The following is a 19,908-nucleotide window of genomic DNA, read 5'->3' on the forward strand; positions in this document are numbered from 1 at the left end:
GCTTAGTATTCTGATTTTATTTGTTTCTAGTTTCGTATATGGTATTTACCATTCCATTACGAGGCGCATCTAGAGGAAGTTCCCAGAACATAATACCGCCAAGTTTCTTAGCTTTTGCATATTCTGTTTTAGCTTTTATCGAAGTTAAATCGTCTCCAGTAGCAAATGTTTTTTCTTTTTCATTGTACCAGTAAGGCGCTTTAGCTTTATCATCCCAAAAATATTTCCATCCGTTAGCTTCCGTATAATAAGTAGAGAAGTTTTTAAAATCAACCCCTTGAATATGCTCTCCAGCTTGATAAAGACCATTGTTTACATTCGCTACGTTTTTCCATGTTCTCGTGTAAAAAGCACCTCCAATAACTAATTTTTCAGCAGGAATCCCAAGTTTTAGCAAGTAAGTAACAGCTCTGTCTGTTGATTCTTCTTTTGGATTTGTACTGTATAATGGAGTATGATGTCCAGTTACCTTAGAATAACCGTTTACTAAATCATAACTCATAATATTAATACGATTTACGTATGGCGCAACTGCTTTCCAGTCTATAGATTCATCCAGACATTTTTGAAAACCACCTGCAGCAAAACTTAGTTCATATTTTTTTCCTAATGTTGAGCGTAAAATTTTAAGAAGTGCTGTAAAATTAGGCTTGTCAGCTGCCTGATATAAATGACCAGGAAGACCTTCGATAGAAGGATATTCCCAATCTAAATCTAAACCATCAACTTTAAAATAATCACTAACTTCTTTTACAGATTTAGCAAAAGTTAATCTTCCCTCAGCAGTAGAAAATGCAGCAGAGCAAGGTTCGCAGCCACCCCAGCCGCCAAGTGAAAGTATGATTTTTAATTGTGGATTTTTAGCTTTTAAGGAAACTAAATGTTTAATAGTAATTGAGTCTTTAGGAGAGTCAACACCTAATTTTCCATCTCTTAAATGGCAAAAACTAAAGATAATTTGATCCAGTTTATTTACTTCGTATTCGTTTATTAGTTTATCATCGCCGGTGTAATAAGCTATGATATCCATTTTTTTGTTTTTTTGTGCAAAAAGATTTGTTGATAAACAGCACAGCAAAAGCATGGCAATCAGGTTAATTTGTTTCATTATATGTTTCTTTAGCGTTTTTAGAATGCTAAATATAAAGGAATACAATTGATATTTAACTATTTCATCGATCTTAAAAAGTTAATTTTAACGAATATTTTGCAAATCGTTGCAAAAATATTGCGCTTAATCATTGCATATATTTACCCAAAGAACAAAAAAATAAACCCGCACAGTTTCGGAGTTGTGCGGGTTTAAACAAATTAAAAGCTAAAAACTATTTTTATATTAGAAGCAGTAAGTATCTTCGGCAACTAATTTTGCGGCAATTTTTTCTCTAAGTGCCACAACATTTGGCAGGTTAGTATATTTAGTGAAACGTTTAAGTCCCATTAACATCATACGTTGTTCGTCACCTTCAGCAAAAGAAGCGATTCCTTCTTTTCCTCTTAAGTTTACGATATCAACTGCTTTGTACAAGTATAATTTTGCCATAGCGATTTGCTCTTGAACTTTATCTTCGCCTTGAGCTTTTGCTAATTTTTCAGTTCTCAAAATTGTACTTTCAGCCATGTAGATTTCGATTAGGATATCAGAAGCTGCCATCAATAATTGTTGGTGAGCATCTAATTCTGGACCATATTTTTGAACGGCGCTACCAGCAACCATTAAGAAAACTTTTTTCAAGTTAGCAATGATTCCTTTTTCTTCTGCAAATAATTCAGAGAAATCTGGAGTATCAAAAGATGGAATTCCCATTAATTCTTCTTGAACTTTCATTGCTGGTCCAAGTAAATCAACGTGTCCTTTCATTGCTTTTTTGATCAACATACCTACAGAAAGCATTCTGTTGATTTCGTTTGTTCCTTCGTAGATACGAGCGATACGAGCATCTCTCCAGGCACTCTCCATTGGAGTGTCTTCAGAGAATCCCATTCCACCAAAAATTTGAATTCCTTCATCAGAACAAGATTGAACGTCCTCAGAAACCGCTACTTTCAAGATAGAACACTCGATAGCATATTCTTCAACACCTTTCAATTCAGCTTCTTGATGAGAAGTTCCTTCAGCTTCACGAGCAGCGATTCTGTCTTCTATGTCTTTTGCAGCACGGTAAGAAGCACTTTCTCCAGCGTAAGCATTTGTTGCCATTTCAGCCAATTTAGAACGGATAGCTCCAAAAGATGAAATAGAAGTGTTGAACTGAATTCTTTCGTTAGCATATTTTACAGCTCCAGAAGTAACTCTTCTTTGAGCATCAAGACATGCAGCAGCTAGTTTAATACGGCCAACATTTAAAGCGTTCATTGCGATTTTGAAACCGTTTCCTCTTTCAGATAACATGTTTTCAACTGGAACTTTTGTTTCGTTGAAGAAAACCTGACGAGTAGAAGAAGCGCGGATTCCTAATTTATGCTCTTCTTCATTCATAGAAATTCCGTTTGAAGGATCGTTTTCTACGATGAAACCTGTAATATTTTTATCATCTCCAATACGAGCAAAAACGATGAAAACCGAGCAGAAACCTGCATTCGAAATCCACATTTTTTGACCTGTGATAGAGTAGTATTTTCCATCTTCAGATAAAACTGCTTTAGTTTTTCCTGAGTTAGCATCAGATCCTGCGCCTGGTTCAGTTAAGCAATAAGCTCCAAACCATTCTCCAGAAGCCAATTTCGGAACGTATTTTTTCTTTTGTTCTTCAGTACCATAAAGGGTAATTGGCATAGTTCCAATACCTGTATGCGCTCCAAAAGCAGTTGAGAACGAACCTGTTGCTCCAGAAATGTAGTCACAAACCAACATTGTAGAAACAAATCCCATTCCTAATCCGCCGTATTCTTCAGGAACTGCAACTCCAAGAAGTCCCAATTCTCCAGCTTTACGCATAGATGATTCTGTGTAAGCGTAATCTTTTTTCTCAAAACGATCTTTGTGCGCCCATAATTCTTTGTCAACGAACTCTTTTACAGAGTCACGCATCATTAACTGCTCTTCCGAGAAATCTTCTGGTGTGAAGATATCTTCGCATTTTGTTTCTTTAACTAAAAACTGACCACCACGAGTCACGTTTTTTTCGATTGTATCTGCCATTTTGTTTTTGTTTAGATTAAAAGATGCAAGAGTCAAGAAGAAAGACTTTGATCTAACTTACTTATGAAACCTGATGTCATCCTTTGAAATTCAATTATTTTGTTTTCTATTTCTTCTGTTTTTGTTTTAGATAGATAATCATTTTGAAAAGCTATCAGTAATTGCGTTTGTAATTCAAATGACGAACCTAAACTAATATTCAAATAATGCTGAAAGTGTTTATTTCCTCTGTTGGAACCTTCAGCAATATTAGAAGGCATTGAAACAGAACATCGATTCATTTGACTTGTCAAACTATAGGTTTCTGATTTTGGAAAAGTGGCAGTTAGTTTATAGATCTCATTTGTAATCTCCATAGCTAAAATCCAAATTTTCAAATTCTTAAAATTGTGTCTCATGTTTTTTGAGGCAAGATAAGAAGAAAAAATAAAAGTAAGTTTTTTACTACTTTTTAAAAACACACTTTTAGAATATCTACATTCCAAATGTAAGTCTTGCTTCTTGCTTCTTTCCTCTCAAAAAAACCTACAACACTTCGTAAATCCCCGCAGAACCTTGCCCAGTCCCCACACACATCGAAACGATTCCGTACTTATTACCACGACGTTTCATCTCATCAAATAACTGAACAGAAAGTTTAGCTCCTGTACATCCCAGTGGGTGACCTAAAGCAATTGCTCCACCGTTTACGTTTACGATTTCTGGATTTATGTTTAACTCGCGAGTTACAGCTAAAGCTTGTGAAGCGAAAGCTTCGTTTAACTCAATTAACTCGATATCGTTTAATGTTAATCCCGCTTGTTTTAAGGCTTTCGGAATTGCTTTTACTGGACCGATACCCATGATTCTTGGCTCAACACCAGAAGAAGCAAAGTTTACCAAACGTGCGATTGGCTCAAGATTTAATTCTTTAACCATGTCCTCACTCATGATTAAAACGAATGCGGCACCGTCGCTCATTTGAGAAGAGTTACCAGCAGTTACGCTTCCGTCAGCAGCAAAAACTGGTCTTAAACCTGCTAAAGCTTCTTTAGAAGTTCCTGCTCTCGGCCCTTCGTCTTTATTTACAACATATGACTTAGTTTCTTTTTTACCATTTTCATTGATGAAAGTCTGCTCAACAGTAATCGGAACGATTTGTTTGTCGAATTTTCCTTCAGCTTGTGCTTTCAAAGCTTTCATGTGAGAGTTGTAAGCAAACTCATCCTGATCTTCTCTTGAAATTTTATATTGATTGGCAACCGCTTCAGCAGTTAAACCCATTCCCCAGTAGTAATCTTCGTGACCTGCAGCAGCAACTTTATAATCCGGAGTTGGTTTGTAACCTCCCATCGGGATGTAACTCATACTTTCTGCACCACCCGCAATGATACAATCTGCCATTCCTGATTGGATTTTAGCAGTCGCCATTCCGATAGTTTCTAATCCAGATGCGCAGTAACGGTTTACTGTAACTCCAGGAACGTCTTCTACTTTTAATCCCATTAAAGAGATCAAACGTCCAACGTTTAAACCTTGTTCTGCTTCCGGCATGGCGTTTCCTACCATAACGTCGTCAATACGTTTCTTGTCGAAATTAGGCAGTTCGTCCATCATAAACTGAATGGTTTCTGCAGCTAATTCGTCAGGTCTTTTAAATCTAAAAACACCTTTTGGAGCTTTTCCAACTGCTGTTCTATATGCTTTTACTATATATGCTGTTTTCATTTGTTTTTGTTTTTTTAAGATTTATTAGAAGAAAGAGGCAAGAGGCAAGATAGAGTCTTGCTTCTTGTTTCTTGCATCTTATTATCTAGTTACGAAGCGGTTTTCCTTTAGTTAACATATATTGAATACGCTCCAGAGTTTTTCTTTCTGTACATAAACTCAAGAAAGCTTCACGTTCGATATCTAATAAATATTGTTCAGATACTAAAGTTGCTTCAGATAAATCACCACCCGCCATTACGTAAGCCAGTTTGTTAGCGATTTTTTTGTCGTGCTCAGAAATGTATTTTCCAGCTTCCATTTGATCCGTTCCTACTAAGAACATACCTAAAGCTTGTTTTCCTAGTACTTTCACATCTGTTCTTCTGATTGGTTGTGTATAACCAGCTTCAGCCATTATTAAAGCATGTTTTTTAGCTTCAGCAATCTGACGATCTTTGTTTACTACGATAATGTCTTTTCCATGTTGAAGAAGTCCAGTATCAAAAGCTTCATAACCAGAAGTTGAAACTTTAGCCATAGCAATTGTCAAGAAATACTCTTGAAGAACGTTCAATTCCACATCATTTTTGCGGAATAAATCTGAAGCTCTTAAAGTCATTTCTTTAGAACCACCACCACCAGGGATAACTCCAACACCAAATTCAACTAATCCCATGTAAGTTTCTGCCGCAGCAACCACTTTATCAGCATGTAAGCTCATTTCGCATCCACCACCAAAAGTCATTCCGTGAGGCGCCACAACAACTGGAATAGAAGAGTAACGAACACGCATCATTGTATCTTGGAACAATTTAATTGCCATATTCAATTCGTCGTATTCCTGCTCAACTGCCATCATGAAAATCATTCCGATATTAGCTCCAACAGAGAAATTCGCTGCCTGGTTACCAATAACTAAACCTTGATATTCTTTTTCAGATAAGTCGATTGCTTTATTGATAGCTTGAAGTACATCGCCACCAATGGTATTCATTTTAGATTGGAATTCTAAGTTCAAAATTCCGTCTCCTAAATCCTGAATGATTGCACCACTATTACTCCAAACTTTTTTGCTTTCGCGAATGTTATTCAGAATAATAAATGAATCTTGTCCAGGAACTTTTACTTGTGATTTTGTTGGAATATTATAGAAATAAGTCGCTCCTTCTTTTACAGTATAGAAACTTTCGCTTCCAGAAGCTAACATTTCAGTAACCCATGCAGCAGGTTCTAAACCTTCTGCTTTCATGATTTCAATTCCTTTGGCAACACCAATTGCATCCCAGATTTCGAATGGACCATTTTCCCATCCAAAACCAGCTTTCATGGCATCGTCAATTTTGTATAATTCGTCTGAGATTTCAGGAACTCTGTTTGACACATAAGCAAACATTCCGGCGAAACTCTTACGGTAGAATTCTCCCGCTTTGTCTGTTCCTTTCACTAAAACTTTAAAACGATTGATTGGTTTATCAATAGTTTTTGTTAGTTCAAGAGTAGCAAAATTCGCTTTTTTAGCAGCGCGGTATTCTAATGTATTTAAGTCTAAAGAAAGAATATCTTTATCTACTTTTTTGTAGAAACCTTGTCCAGTTTTGCTTCCTAACCAATTATTTTCCATCATTTTGTTGATGAAATCTGGAAGTTTGAACAATTCGTGTTGTTCGTCATTCGGACAGTTTTCGTAAATACCGTTGGCAACGTGTACCAAAGTATCTAAACCAACAACGTCAACGGTACGGAAAGTAGCCGATTTTGGACGACCAATTACTGGACCAGTCAATTTATCAACTTCTTCAATCGTTAATCCCATTTCTTTCACTAAATGGAATAAACTTTGGATTCCGTAAATACCAATTCTGTTTCCAATAAACGCCGGAGTATCTTTAGCAACAACCGAAGTTTTTCCTAAGAATTTAGATCCGTATTCGTTTAAGAAATCCAATACTTCAGTAGAAGTTTTTGGACCCGGAATAATTTCAAATAATTTTAAGTAACGCGCAGGGTTAAAAAAGTGTGTTCCGCAGAAGTGTTGTTGAAAATCTTCGCTTCTTCCTTCACTCATAAAATGGATTGGAATACCAGAAGTGTTAGAAGTAACTAAAGTTCCCGGTTTACGGAATTTCTCGATTTGTTCAAAAACCAATTTTTTGATATCTAAACGCTCAACAACAACCTCGATAATCCAGTCAACATTAGCAATTTTTGCCATATCATCTGTCGTATTTCCAGTTGTAATTCGGTTTGCGAATTTCTGACTGTAAATAGGAGATGGTTTTGATTTTAATGAATTCGCCAAATGTTCGTTTACCACACGGTTGCGAACGGCTTTACTTTCAAGTGTTAATCCTTTTTTAGCTTCAGCTTCGGTCAGTTCACGCGGTACAATGTCCAGAAGTAAAACTTCGACACCAATGTTAGCAAAATGACAAGCTATACCTGAACCCATAATTCCGGATCCAATTACAGCAACTTTTTTAATTGTGCGTTTCATAATTTGTTACTATTTGTTTTTTGTATGAGAATCTGAATTATCTCTTAAAAGAAATACTATTCTTTTTCTGCGTTTTCTGTTTGATTAAATATGTTTTTATCGTGAATCAGTTCATTTATAATTTCAGAAACTTCGATAAAATGTTTCAGCTTTTCGTCTGAGACATGTTTTCTAACGGTTTCATTAAATTTCAGAACTGTATTTTTAGATAAATCTCTTTTTTCTTTTCCAAATTCGGTGAGGTAAATCAAAACACCTCGGCCGTCGCTTGGGTTTTTCTTGCGAACAATTAAACCTTTTTCCTCCATAGATTTGAGCGTTCTGGTTAAGCTTGTGGCTTCCATTCCCATTCTAGGGCCTAAAGCGGTCGATGGTGTTCCTTCTTCCTTGTCCATACTCAAAAGTGCAAATCCGGTGGCCATTGTAGCATCGTATTTTGCAGCCTCTTCATTATACATTCTTGAAACAGCCTGCCATGTAGCTCTCAAAATATAATCTATTGTTTTGTCTTTCATAGGTAACTATATCGATTTCAAATATAATTAAAAAATACTATGCATGCATATAATTTTTTAATAAATTTTTGGTTAATTAAAAAACATCCCTGATTTAGAGGGTTTTGCTGGTTTATTTATAGTGAAATATACTATTCTTTTTTTAGATTTTAACACTTTTTATGTTGTAAAAAACTTTTTTTAGTTTTTAAAACGTTTTTTATTCTGTATTCTGTAAAAAATTATGCATTTAATTCAGTACCGTTTTCGGTTTCATATCTTGTGATTGCCTTTTTTAGAATCGTTTTCATACGATTTCTTAGATTTTCAGGCCTTAAAATTTCTATCGAATCTCCAAAACCTAATAAAAGCCGTTCCATTTCATAATTAGGTGAAATAAACAAATGCACAATAATACTTTTATCTTCATTTTCCCTAATCAATCGCTGCGAAGAATGAAGCGGTTTTGTCAACACATAAGGTGCATTTATTGCATCAATCCAAAGCTCAATGCGTCTGGGCTGTAAACCAGAATTTACAGTTACACCAATTATATCCTTATAATAAGTATCAGCATCAAAATGTTCTTCTAAATAAGGAATGTTAAAATCGTAATCAATTGCAATAATTCTGTCTAATGCTAAATTGGTAATTGGTTGTGAAGTTTTTGTTTTACCAATCAAAAACCAGCGATTGTTGAATTCCTTTAGTATAAAGGGATGAAAATGAAATTTACTCTCTTCTTTTGATTTGAATGATTTGTAAGTAATCACAAGTACAACTTTCTTAATGATCGCCTGATAAACTTCGTCTAAATAGTGTAGACCTTTTAAACTGGAATTGCAACTAAAAAGTGGAGACTTTTTACGCTACTAATTTTTCATTTTGCTGGTGTAATAATTCCATTTCGTTTGGTGTTCTGTATCCAATAGAAGAATGTATTCTTTTTGGGTGATAAAATCCTTCTATATATCTAAAAATTTCTATTTTGGCAGCCTCTCTATTTTCAAATTTTCTATGATATACGAATTCTGCTTTTAATGTTTTAAAGAAGCTTTCTGCTACTGCGTTGTCCCAACAGTTGCCCTTTCTGCTCATGCTTTGTTTTATTCCTGTTTCATTTAGCAGCATTTTAAATTCATCACAAGCATACTGGACTCCTCTATCAGAATGAAATATCAGTCCCTTTTTTACTCCTCTATTTCTTATAGCTGCATTTAAAGCTCTTACAGTAGTATTTGCTGCAGTCATATCATTACTAAAGGACCATCCGATAACTTTACGATCAGCAAGATCAATTACTGCGGTGAAGTACATCCAGCCACAGCCTGTTTTAATATATGTAATGTCGCTTACCCACTTTTGAGATAATCCATTTGCTGAAAAATTTCTTTGAAGGAGATTATCAGCAGTTTGATAGGTATGGTTCGAATCAGTTGTGATTTTGTATTTCCTGCGGACTTTACTCTTTAAATTCATTTTTTTCATAAGCCGGGCAACATATGATCTGGATACTTTTTTATGCTTCATGTTCAGCACTTGTGTAATCCTGGGACTTCCATAAGTCTGGTGGCTGTTCTCATATTCCTGTCTTATCAGAACTGATAGTTCAGCCGTTTTTTTGTCGCGATTACTCTGCGGTCTGTTGAGCCATTTATAAAAACCGCTGCTGCTAACCTGTAATATATTGCACATCTTTTCAACTGGAAAGATACCTGTGTTATTATGGATAAACAGGTACTTTTTCAGTCTCCCTTGGAAAAGATGGCTACCGCCTTTTTTAAAATTGCATTTTCCATTTCTGCATCACGCAATTTCTTTTTTAATTCTCGTATTTCTTGTTCCTCAGGCGTCAGTTTATTATTTACAGGCAGAACTGTGCCTCCGTTATAACGGGGATCCATGCGCCATTTGCTTAACCTGCTGGCATCCATACCCAGTTCTTTTGCTGCTTCTAATACTGATCCTTTTAAGTAAGACAGTTCAACTGCCATCTTCTTGAATGATTCGTCAAATACTCTTTTCATGATAAAACAAATTTAAATCTATTTTTTAAATATGTCTCCACTCAAAGGTAGCAACTCCAGTCAGACTATAGTGGTCAAACAGATAAAGTGGAATTTAGTGAGCCGCCATTTGCCTCGAGAAGAAAGATGGATTTGGAACTTATTAACCTATGGAAGGAAAAGGTGAATTTTAGGAAAATTATATATATCATTTAGAGATATTTCTCTGTTAAAGCAATGGTGCTTTTGAACTTTTGTGATATTGGATTTCTTAGAAAAGCCTTCGATTTCCTGAGATTCCCAAGAATTACAAAATCAAAATACCATGCAAAACAATACATTACAACAATATAAAAATGCAATTAGAAAAAAATACGAATTAGAAAAAGAAGGCAGATACTTTGATTATTTGTACAAACCTTCTCGTGGAAAACTTCGTGATTTATGCTGGTTGATTTTCGAAAATAACCCAACAAAAGAGGATTTAAATGTTTTTAGCAATCTATTGGGCTTAGATTTCGATCATAGTAAAAAGAATAAGTTTAAGGAGAAGAAAGATAAATTTAGACCTATCGAGACTTTCTTTAAAGGTGAAACAGATCCGTCAAATATCGATGCTATAAATATGGCTGCAATTTTGGTTGATTTTGAGCCTCGTCCTTTTAAAAAGTTTTACGAAAACTCTAAGACTGAAGAAACAAAACCAGTTAAACGGATGGAGAAAGCTAAAGCCGTTTTTAAAAAAAAGAGTTCTCTAAAAAAAGAAAAGGCTGAGAAAAAGTCTAAGAGAAGAAACTTCTTTAGGGATTTTAAAAGTATGTTTTTCTAGAAAACAGAAATTTGAAGCTACTAAAGCGAAATTTTGTAAATTGAAGAGATCTTCATTAAATAAAAAACGGCTGTCTAAATTTTAGACAGCCGTTTTTCTTTGGTTAATTATTTTGGAATTTTAATTGTGGTCGTAGATTTTTGCGTAAAGATCTTTATAGATTTCTTTAATGATTTTACGTTTTAATTTTAGAGTAGGAGTAAGCTGTCCGCCATCGATAGACCAAACATCTGGAGTAAGTTCAAAACGTTTGATTTTTTCCCAGTTTCCAAATTTTTCATTGATGCTTTCAACTTCTTCATTTATACGTTTGATTACATCGGCATTTGCACTAATTGCTGCATCTGTAGTTCCTAAAGTAATTTTATGAATTTTAGCCCATTCTTTTACGAACTCGAAATTAGGTTGAATAAAAGCACCCGGCATTTTTTCGCCATCACCAATTACCATAATCTGCTCAATAAAACGAGATTGTTTCATAGCATTTTCAATGATTTGCGGTGCAATATATTTTCCTCCTGATGTTTTGAACATTTCTTTTTTACGGTCGGTAATTTTCAAGAAACCTTCGCTGTCGATTTCTCCAATATCTCCCGTGTGGAAATAACCGTCTTGCAAAGCTTCGGCAGTTTTTTCAGGATCTTTAAAGTAACCCAGCATTACATTTGGTCCTTTGCAAAGAATTTCACCATCTTCGGCAATTTTTACTTCGACGTTACGAATTGGTTTTCCAACAGTTCCAATTTTAAAACCTCTATTTCTTTGGTCGTTTACGGCAATTACAGGTGATGTTTCAGACAAACCGTAACCTTCCATAACTGGAATTTCGGCAGCAGCAAAAACTCTTGTTAAACGAGGCTGTAAAGCGGCACTTCCAGAAACCATCAAATCTAAATTTCCTCCCAAACCTTCTTTCCATTTACTGAAAATAAGTTTGCGGGCAATTTTTAACTGAAATTCATACCAAGCGCCATTGGCTCCGTATGGTTCATATTTTAAACCTAAATCAATAGCCCAGAAAAATAGTTTTTTCTTGATGCCTGTTAATTCGGCTCCTTTAGCATAAATTTTATCGTAAACTTTTTCTAAAAGTCTTGGTACGGCTGTAATTACGTTTGGACGAACTTCTTTTAAGTTGTCGCTGATTTTTTCAATTGATTCTCCAAAATAAACTGAAATACCATAATACTGATAGATGTACAAAATCATTCTTTCAAAAATATGGCAGATAGGCAGGAAGCTTAAAGCACTGCTTTTTCCTGGATCAAACGGAATTCTTGGTGCACTGTCTAAAACATTAGAAACAATGTTTCTGTGCGAAAGCATAACACCTTTTGGGCGTCCTGTAGTTCCAGAGGTATAAATAATAGTAGCTAAATCGTCAGTTTTTATGCTGTCTTTTCTTGCTTCAACTTCGGTTTGATTGCTTTGGTCCTCACCAAGCGTTAGTAATTCAGACCAATGTTTACAGCCTTCAATTTCATTAAAAGAATAAACTTCTTTTAGAGTTGGCACATTTGCTTTGATAAGATTTACTTTTTCAAGTACTTCTACATCCGAAACAAAGCAATAAATACTGCCGCTATGATTCAAAATATATTCGTAATCTTCCTCAGAGATTGTTGGATAAATAGGCACGTTTTGCGCACCAGTCTGCTGGATACCAATATCCATAATATTCCACTCTGTACGGTTGTTTGAGGTGATTAGGGCAATTTTATCATCTTTTTGAACACCCATGCGCAATAACGCTCTCGAAACAGCATTTGCCTTTGCAATATATTCCTGGCTAGATGTTTTTTCCCAGACTCCATTTTTTTTAGTTGCTAAAGCAACCGGAAGATCGTAAGTTTCTTGTTGATAATAGGGAAAATCAAAAAGGCGTGTGATTGAAACCATGTTTAATATATTGAATTTTATCGCAAATTAAATAAAAATTAGGTATAATTTTTAATTTTATGGAATTTTATGGGAAAATTTATAGGTACTTTTAAAAATCAACGAAAACGTTTTCTTTTTTGTAGTAAATTTTAGAAAAAACAAGAATTATTTATTTTTTTAAGAGCGTTTTTTCGATTCAGAATCTTCAGAATAATCTTTGATTCGTTCGCCCATTATAAACATTTTTTTCTTGTTGAAATGAATTGAAAATTGAACATAAATCCAGTCTTCTTCATTATTAGGTTTGTACCACATAGTATACGAAGCACTGTTGTAACCTTCTTTGAAAATTGGAATACCGTCTTCAGAACATTCGATTCCCCAGTTTATACTTTTTTTGGATAAATCTTCATACTGAAAAGTTCCTGTTCCATTTGCATTCAATTGTACAAGTGGCTCGGTTTTTCCTTCGTATAAAAAGGTACCTTCAATTGGATAACCAATTTTTGTTGTAATAAAATGATCGTGAATTTTATATCTTATTTTGTCAATCTTAATTTGGGCATGCGATTGAGCTGCGACTAGAAATAGCGCATAAAGGAGTGCTTTGTAAAATTTCATTCTATGTAGGTTAATTTGTTTTTGGAATGGGCCAAAAAGTTCTTGGGCTCGAACTTTTTGGCGAATATAGTTCAAATTTCAGTAGAAATTAGAATCCAAATTACAAGAATGAGTATTTTTATTTTTGAGTAAAAAACTATTCTGTAGAGAATTGATTTTCTAATAGTTTTTCTTTAAAATCAGATTTAAAAGTATAAGCAAAAGTCAGCATAAATGCACGAGTATCTGATTTATTAGTTCTATTGTTGCTAAATAGTAAAGTATTGTTTTTATAACCGCTTTCGAGTGTGTTAAACATATCGGTAACAACCAAACCTAAACGTGCGTTTCCTTTTCCAAGTTTCTGCTGAAAACCCATATCTACATTATAAACCGGAATTCGTTTTCCTTGTGCTGTTGTTAAAGCCGAATTGTAATTTCCGATAATTTGGAGTTTTCCACCTTTCCAAGGAACAAAATTATTGATGATTTTTCCGTACCAGCTAAAAGCATTTTTCACCACATCTTGAGTTAGGTTTGTGGCATCTATTTTTTGTTCAAAAGCTGTTAGACTAATATTGGCATCATAAAAAGAGAATGGTTTTAAGGTGAAGATAGTTTCTAAACCATAAGTTATCGTACTTCCTATGTTTCTTGGCTGCAGTAAAATTACACCATTGTCCTGCAATTCGGCATATTGTCTAATCGCGTCTTTTGCATTTCGGTAAAAAGCATTGGTCGAAAAAGAATAATTTTCCCAGTTTTTATTGTAGCTTACTTCAGCAATATGAATAATCTCAGGTTTCAAATAAGGATTTCCGCCATGAGGATTTAACGCATCAGTAATATCAATAAACGGATTTAAATCGTCTAAATCTGGACGGTTAATGCGTTTGCTGTAACCAAATTTGATAAACTCATCTGGTTTTAAATTCATTTGCAATGAAGCTGATGGAAATAGTTTTAAATAATGGTTTGAAAAATTATCAGTATTGTTCTGCGTTTCACCATTGTTTGAAACCTGTTCTGCACGAAGTCCCAAGTTATATTTCCATTTAGGATTGTCTGTTTCGCCAATAAACGAATTCAGCATTCCGTAAACCGCATTTATTTGTTCGTTGTATTTAAAAGTATTGCTTGCCAAAGGATTAATAATATATTCGCCGTTTGTCAAATCAGCACTTTCAAAGTCTGAGTCAAAAAAACGAAACGTTCCTTTATATCCAGTTTCTACAATTGATTTTTCTGATACTGGAACCGTATAATTTATAATTGTATTCGAGATGTTTTCATTTGTATAATTATGAGTTCTCTGCCAAGCAGCATCGCCTATTTGTTGTTTATAAGCGTCATAATTATAAGTATCAATATCAGTGTTCTCCTTGTGTTTGTTGAATGAAGAAGTAATACTTGCGTTTAGACTTTTTCTGTCGTCAGAAAATTTTCGATCATAATTAAAAGCAAGTTCTCCCACTTTTGTGCGTTCCAATTCTAAAGAGTGACGTTTGTTGCTCGAAAAAAACTGATTTGCGCTTGTGTTTACCTGCGTGTATAAAGTTTCATCGTTATCTTGATTTTCTAAATTTCCGAGCGCTTCAAACGAAAAGCTGTTTTTGTCATTTGGAGTGAAATCGACGTTAAATTTTAGGTTTTGCAAACCTTCTGTACGAGCATCATCTCTGTTTTGATGAATGTAATGTTCATCGTCTATGAAAAAATTAGTTCGATCAGCATTTATCTTTTTTGTTCTGCCGGCAAAACGGTTATCATAGGTCAAACCAAAATTCCATTTTTCAGTTTTATGATTTAACAACACAGAGCTGTTGATTCTTCCTTTGGCACCAAAACCAGTTCCTAAAACTACCGCTCCATTTATCCCTTTTTGATTGTTCTTTTTAAGTTTAATGTTTATAATTCCGCTTTCAGCATTAGCATCATATTTTGCTGTTGGATTGCTTATGACTTCAATACTTTCGATACTGCTTGCCGCAATTTGATCCATATTTGTAATGGCCGAATTTTTACCATTAATCAAAATCATTGGCGATTTTCCTCTTAGTGTTATACCGCCTTCAGCATCTACTGCAACTGTCGGAATACTTTTTAGCATATCAGTTGCCGTTCCGCCGGACTGCGAAATGTTAGAAACTGCATTAAAAACAAATCCTTCATCGGTTTTTTGAATTTGTTTTCGCTGAGATTTTACAACAACATCATTTAATAAATTGGTATCGGTTTGCAATTTGATGGTTCCAATAGAAATGTGGCTGTCAGATACCTTTATTTTTTGAGAAACAGTTTTAAAACCTATTAGCTTAAATTGAAGTTGATAATCTCCAGACTGAACATTCTCTAAGGCAAAATTTCCCATAACATCAGTTACGGCATAATTGGCTGTTTTGGTAGAATCGCTGGCGCTTTTTAGAACCACATCAACAAATTCGACAGGAAGTTTTCCGTCAGTAATGTTTCCTTTTATAGCTGCGGTTTTTTGAGCAAAAGAAAATTGGCTTATAGTAAATAAGAGAATTAGCAGGGATAATTTTTGGATCATATTTTTCATGAAACAAAGATATTTACCAGAATGTTTATGCTTGCTTAAGCTGTCTTAAGATACCATTAAATTAATCTTAGAATAGTTTTAAATAGTTTTGTTTTATCTTCCAAAAAAATAATTAAGGCAAAGTTTGTCATTCCGAGGAACGAGGAATCTCCACAAGTAGCTCCGTCTAGAAAAGTCGCCAATCTTTGTAGAGTTTCTCGCGAAGATTCCTCGTTCCTCGGAATGACAAGATTACGGAAAAGTTAATATAGAAAAAGTATATGTGTAATAAGAAAACCTTTTATATTATTGTTTTCAGTAAAACTAATTCGCGAATTCGTGGCAAAAAAAAACGCCCGATAAAATTCGGGCGCTTTTTAATAAAAATATATTTTCTTAGTTTTTCTCAATCCATTTTCTGGCATTAACAAAAGCTTCGTGCCAAGGCGAAACCTCGTCATTTCTATCTTTTGGATAATGTGCCCAGTTCCATTGGAAAGTCGAACGCTCAATATGAGGCATCATAACCAAATGTCTTCCCGTTTTATCACACATCATTGCTGTGTTGTAATCAGAACCGTTAGGGTTTGCAGGATAACCTTCGTAAGCATATTTAGAAACAATGTTATATTGGTCTTCTGCATAAGGCAATTTGAATTTACCTTCTCCGTGAGAAACCCAAACTCCTAAAGTACTTCCAGCCAAAGTAGATAACATAACCGAATTGTTTTCTTGAACTTTTACAGAAGTAAAGATACTTTCGTGTTTCTGGCTTTCGTTATGGTGCATTTTTCCGTGAACTTCATGTTCTGGATTAATCACTTCCAATTCCATAAATAACTGGCAACCGTTACAGATTCCGACAGAAAGAGTATCTTCTCTTTTGAAGAAATTATCCAAAGCTGTTTTTGCTTTTTCATTGTATAAGAAAGCTCCAGCCCAACCTTTAGCAGAACCTAAAACGTCTGAGTTAGAGAATCCTCCAACAGCGCCAATAAACTGAATATCTTCAAGCGTTTCACGACCCGAAATTAAATCGGTCATGTGAACGTCTTTTACATCAAAGCCTGCCAAGTACATTGCGTTTGCCATTTCACGCTCAGAATTACTTCCTTTTTCACGGATAATTGCGGCTTTTGGTCTTGGTTTAGAATTGTCGATTTCTGGTTTTTTACCTGTAAAATGTGCAGGGAAAGTATAATTTAAAACCTGATTTTTATAGTTTTCAAAACGAGCTTTTGCTGTCCCGTTTTTAGATTGTTTTTGATCTAATAAATAAGAAGTTTCAAACCAAATATCTCTGTATTTCGCAATATCCAAATTATAAATTCCAAATTCCAAACTTGGTGTGCTTTGAACTGTACCTAATTTGAAAAATTCGATGTTGTTTGCATTTAGTTTCGCTTCAACAACTGCGTCAGATTTAGCTTGGAAAACAATTCCGATGTTTTCTGCGAAAAGGATTTTCAATAAGTCTTTTTCCGCGAAAGCGCTGAAATCAATTTTTGCTCCAAGATTTACATCAGCAAAACACAATTCTAATAAAGTAGTAATTAAACCACCGCTTCCGATATCGTGACCCGCTAAAATTTGGCTTTCGCCGATTAATTCCTGAATGGTATTAAATGCATTTTTGAAGAAAGAAGCGTCTTTAATTGTAGACGTTTCGTTTCCGATTGTATTTCTGATTTGTGCAAAAGATGAACCTCCAAGTTTGAAATCATCTTGAGACAAATTGATATAATAGATAGAATCTCCGTTTTTCTGTAAAACTGGTTCCACTACTTTTCTAATGTCAGTACAGTTTCCTCCAGCAGAAATAATAACCGTTCCCGGAGCAATTACTTCGTCATTTGGATATTTTTGTTTCATTGAAAGTGAATCTTTTCCTGTCGGAATATTGATTCCCAATTCGATTGCAAATTCTGAACAACCTTCAACAGCAGCGTACAAACGAGCGTCTTCACCTTCGTTTTTACAAGCCCACATCCAGTTTGCAGATAATGAAATACCTTTTAAACCATCTTTAATCGGCGCCCAAATAATATTTGATAACGATTCTGCGATAGCATTTCTACTTCCTGCAACCGGATCAATCAAAGCTGCGATAGGAGCGTGCCCAATAGAAGTTGCAATTCCTTCTTTTCCTAAATAATCCAGCGCCATAACGCCGACATTATTCAAAGGCAATTGTAACGGACCTGCATTTTGCTGTTTCGCTACTTTTCCTCCAACACAACGGTCCACTTTATTAGTCAACCAGTCTTTTGATGCAACAGCTTCTAAACGTAAAACGTCTTTTAAGTAACTTTCGAAGTCTGCAGCGTTGTAAGCAACATCAGCATATTTTCTATCGATAGTTTTATCTGTCATAACCGTTTTTGGAGAACTTCCGAAGAAATCTTCTAAAGCATAATCCATCGGTTTTGAACCATTTGATTTTGATTGGAAAGTAAAACGGTGATCTCCCGTTACATCTCCAACCTGATACATTGGCGAACGCTCTCTATCAGCGATTCTTTGTAAGGTATCGATATCTTTTTGACCAATAACCAATCCCATTCTTTCCTGAGATTCGTTTCCGATAATTTCTTTTGCAGAAAGTGTTGGATCTCCAACCGGTAATTTATCTAAATCGATTAATCCTCCAGTTTCTTCAACTAATTCAGAAAGACAGTTTAAGTGTCCACCCGCACCGTGATCGTGAATAGAAACAATTGGGTTATTGTCGCTTTCTACTAAACCACGAATCGCGTTTGCAGCACGTTTTTGCATTTCAGGATTTGAACGCTGAATTGCATTTAATTCGATTCCTGAACCGAAAGCTCCAGTATCTGCAGAAGAAACCGCAGCACCACCCATTCCGATTCTATAATTTTCTCCACCTAAGATTACGATTTTATCGCCTTCTTGTGGTTTCTTTTTAATTGATTGATCTAATTTTCCGTAACCAATTCCTCCTGCTTGCATGATTACTTTATCGTAACCAATTTTGCGGTCGTTTTCTGAATGTTCGAAAGTTAAAACAGAACCTGTAATAAGCGGCTGTCCAAATTTATTTCCGAAATCAGAAGCTCCGTTTGAAGCTTTGATCAAAATATCCATTGGTGTTTGGTACAACCATTTTCTTTCTTCAAGAGCGTTTTCCCATTTTCTGTCGTCGTTTAAACGAGAATATGAAGTCATGTAAACTGCAGTTCCTGCTAATGGCAATGATCCTTGTCCTCCTGCTAAACGGTCACGAATTTCTCCTCCTGAACCTGTTGCAGCTCCGTTGAAAGGCTCAACTGTTGTTGGGAAATTGTGTGTTTCGGCTTTTAATGAGATAACCGAATCGAATTCTTTTATTTCGTAAAAATCAGGTTTGTCTGCCGATTTTGGTGCAAATTGTTGCACTTTTGGTCCTTTTACAAAAGCAACGTTGTCTTTGTAAGCAGAAACAATATCGTTAGGATTTTCCTGAGATGTTTTTTTGATTAATTTGAAAAGAGAAGTTTCTTTTTCTTCACCGTCAATAACAAATGTTCCGTTGAAAATTTTGTGACGGCAGTGTTCTGAATTCGCTTGTGAGAAAGCAAAAATCTCAGAATCCGTTAATTTTCTTCCTAATTTAGTTGAAAGATTGTTTAAGTAATCTACTTCTTCGTCACTTAAAGCTAAACCCTCAGCTTTATTGTAAGTTGCAATATCATCAATTTCCAGAATTGGTTCCGGCTGAATGTTGATAGTGAAGATTTCTTGATCTAATTCGTTGAATTTTTGAAAAAGCATCGGATCAAAATCAGTGAAATTTTCCGTTGCTGGATGAAATTCCTCAATTCTGATAATGCCCGGAACACCCATGTTTTGAGTGATTTCTACAGCATTTGTGCTCCATGGTGTGATCATAGTGGCGCGAGGACCAACAAAAAAACCCGTCAATGCGGATTTTTCGATCTTATTCGAGTCGGCAAAAAGCCAGTTTAATTTTGAAATGTCTTGAGCTGAAATTTCGTTTTGCGTCTGTACGGCAAAAACAGTTTTGCTTTGGTTTTCAAAGAAATGGATCATTGTTTTGTGTAGTTTGTTGTATTGAGGTGCAAATTTAATGTAAATAAATAGCAAGCGCAAATTTGATAACAAACTCTTTTGAAAAAAATGAAGTTGAAATGGTTTACCGCTAAGGCGCTAAGGCGCTAAGGCATGAAGTTTTTTTTAATCTCGCAAAGTCGCAAAGACGCAGAGTTTTTTT

General features: G+C 35.1%; 13 protein-coding genes and 1 pseudogene. 1 reads left to right on the forward strand and 13 read right to left on the reverse strand.

Features of this window, described 5'->3' with window-relative positions:
• Positions 1-16: 16 nt before the first annotated feature.
• The 9 genes and pseudogenes from ACHRVL_RS12455 to ACHRVL_RS12495 form a co-directional block, all read right to left on the reverse strand.
• Positions 17-1,030, reverse strand: a complete 1,014-nt coding sequence (locus ACHRVL_RS12455; RefSeq protein WP_395413187.1) for a glycoside hydrolase family 18 protein — start codon at positions 1,028-1,030, stop codon at positions 17-19.
• 306 nt (positions 1,031-1,336) lie between these two features.
• Entirely contained in the window at positions 1,337-3,142 is a 1,806-nt protein-coding gene (locus ACHRVL_RS12460; protein WP_115888680.1) for an acyl-CoA dehydrogenase family protein, read from the reverse strand.
• Between the two features lie 32 nt (positions 3,143-3,174).
• On the reverse strand, positions 3,175-3,540 hold the full coding sequence (locus ACHRVL_RS12465) for a four helix bundle protein (RefSeq protein WP_395413190.1): 366 nt from the start codon (positions 3,538-3,540) through the stop codon (positions 3,175-3,177).
• 127 nt (positions 3,541-3,667) lie between these two features.
• Positions 3,668-4,849, reverse strand: coding sequence for an acetyl-CoA C-acyltransferase (locus ACHRVL_RS12470; protein WP_343541668.1), 1,182 nt, complete (start codon positions 4,847-4,849; stop codon positions 3,668-3,670).
• 85 nt (positions 4,850-4,934) lie between these two features.
• Complete coding sequence (locus tag ACHRVL_RS12475) at positions 4,935-7,325, reverse strand: 3-hydroxyacyl-CoA dehydrogenase/enoyl-CoA hydratase family protein (protein WP_395413192.1); 2,391 nt, start codon at positions 7,323-7,325, stop codon at positions 4,935-4,937.
• Between the two features lie 56 nt (positions 7,326-7,381).
• Positions 7,382-7,840 carry a MarR family winged helix-turn-helix transcriptional regulator gene (locus ACHRVL_RS12480; RefSeq protein ID WP_395413194.1) on the reverse strand — a complete coding sequence of 153 codons (459 nt, stop codon included), beginning with the start codon at positions 7,838-7,840 and terminating at the stop codon, positions 7,382-7,384.
• A gap of 221 nt (positions 7,841-8,061) precedes the next feature.
• A pseudogene (locus ACHRVL_RS12485) lies at positions 8,062-8,625 on the reverse strand (helix-turn-helix transcriptional regulator); the annotation flags it as partial.
• Between the two features lie 58 nt (positions 8,626-8,683).
• The gene (locus tag ACHRVL_RS12490; protein ID WP_367891383.1) at positions 8,684-9,568 is read right to left on the reverse strand and encodes an IS3 family transposase; all 885 of its coding nucleotides are present in this window, start codon (positions 9,566-9,568) and stop codon (positions 8,684-8,686) included.
• On the reverse strand, positions 9,565-9,846 hold the full coding sequence (locus ACHRVL_RS12495) for a transposase (RefSeq protein WP_180907461.1): 282 nt from the start codon (positions 9,844-9,846) through the stop codon (positions 9,565-9,567). Before ACHRVL_RS12495 ends, ACHRVL_RS12490 begins: the two co-directional genes overlap by 4 nt.
• Before the next feature lie 304 nt (positions 9,847-10,150).
• Between ACHRVL_RS12495 and ACHRVL_RS12500 the strand changes: the two genes are divergently transcribed.
• Entirely contained in the window at positions 10,151-10,654 is a 504-nt protein-coding gene (locus tag ACHRVL_RS12500; protein ID WP_395413197.1) for a hypothetical protein, read from the forward strand.
• A gap of 120 nt (positions 10,655-10,774) precedes the next feature.
• Here ACHRVL_RS12500 and ACHRVL_RS12505 read toward each other — a convergent pair whose 3' ends face one another.
• From ACHRVL_RS12505 to purL, 4 genes are all read right to left on the reverse strand, one after another.
• Positions 10,775-12,553, reverse strand: coding sequence for a long-chain fatty acid--CoA ligase (locus ACHRVL_RS12505; RefSeq protein ID WP_129054515.1), 1,779 nt, complete (start codon positions 12,551-12,553; stop codon positions 10,775-10,777).
• A 159-nt stretch (positions 12,554-12,712) separates the two neighbouring features.
• Positions 12,713-13,156 (reverse strand): hypothetical protein, encoded by a 444-nt coding sequence (locus tag ACHRVL_RS12510; RefSeq protein WP_395413199.1) that lies wholly within the window; start codon positions 13,154-13,156, stop codon positions 12,713-12,715.
• Between the two features lie 136 nt (positions 13,157-13,292).
• Complete coding sequence (locus ACHRVL_RS12515) at positions 13,293-15,698, reverse strand: TonB-dependent receptor domain-containing protein (protein WP_395413202.1); 2,406 nt, start codon at positions 15,696-15,698, stop codon at positions 13,293-13,295.
• Positions 15,699-16,073: 375 nt separating this feature from the next.
• Positions 16,074-19,727 (reverse strand): phosphoribosylformylglycinamidine synthase, encoded by a 3,654-nt coding sequence (gene purL / locus ACHRVL_RS12520; RefSeq protein WP_395413204.1) that lies wholly within the window; start codon positions 19,725-19,727, stop codon positions 16,074-16,076.
• Positions 19,728-19,908: the final 181 nt, after the last annotated feature.

Source organism: Flavobacterium sp. FlaQc-28, assembly GCF_044007415.1.
GTDB lineage: Bacteria > Bacteroidota > Bacteroidia > Flavobacteriales > Flavobacteriaceae > Flavobacterium.

Excerpts from the sequence above, each read along its gene's own strand:
- ACHRVL_RS12510 (WP_395413199.1), bottom strand. The coding sequence starts at position 13,156 with ATGAAATTTTACAAAGCACTCCTTTATGCGCTATTTCTAGTCGCAGCT.
- ACHRVL_RS12495 (WP_180907461.1), bottom strand. The coding sequence starts at position 9,846 with ATGAAAAGAGTATTTGACGAATCATTCAAGAAGATGGCAGTTGAACTG.
- ACHRVL_RS12500 (WP_395413197.1), top strand. The coding sequence starts at position 10,151 with ATGCAAAACAATACATTACAACAATATAAAAATGCAATTAGAAAAAAA.
- ACHRVL_RS12460 (WP_115888680.1), bottom strand. The coding sequence starts at position 3,142 with ATGGCAGATACAATCGAAAAAAACGTGACTCGTGGTGGTCAGTTTTTA.
- ACHRVL_RS12480 (WP_395413194.1), bottom strand. The coding sequence starts at position 7,840 with ATGAAAGACAAAACAATAGATTATATTTTGAGAGCTACATGGCAGGCT.
- ACHRVL_RS12505 (WP_129054515.1), bottom strand. The coding sequence starts at position 12,553 with ATGGTTTCAATCACACGCCTTTTTGATTTTCCCTATTATCAACAAGAA.
- purL (WP_395413204.1), bottom strand. The coding sequence starts at position 19,727 with ATGATCCATTTCTTTGAAAACCAAAGCAAAACTGTTTTTGCCGTACAG.
- ACHRVL_RS12455 (WP_395413187.1), bottom strand. The coding sequence starts at position 1,030 with ATGGATATCATAGCTTATTACACCGGCGATGATAAACTAATAAACGAA.
- ACHRVL_RS12475 (WP_395413192.1), bottom strand. The coding sequence starts at position 7,325 with ATGAAACGCACAATTAAAAAAGTTGCTGTAATTGGATCCGGAATTATG.
- ACHRVL_RS12470 (WP_343541668.1), bottom strand. The coding sequence starts at position 4,849 with ATGAAAACAGCATATATAGTAAAAGCATATAGAACAGCAGTTGGAAAA.
- ACHRVL_RS12465 (WP_395413190.1), bottom strand. The coding sequence starts at position 3,540 with ATGAGACACAATTTTAAGAATTTGAAAATTTGGATTTTAGCTATGGAG.
- ACHRVL_RS12515 (WP_395413202.1), bottom strand. The coding sequence starts at position 15,698 with ATGAAAAATATGATCCAAAAATTATCCCTGCTAATTCTCTTATTTACT.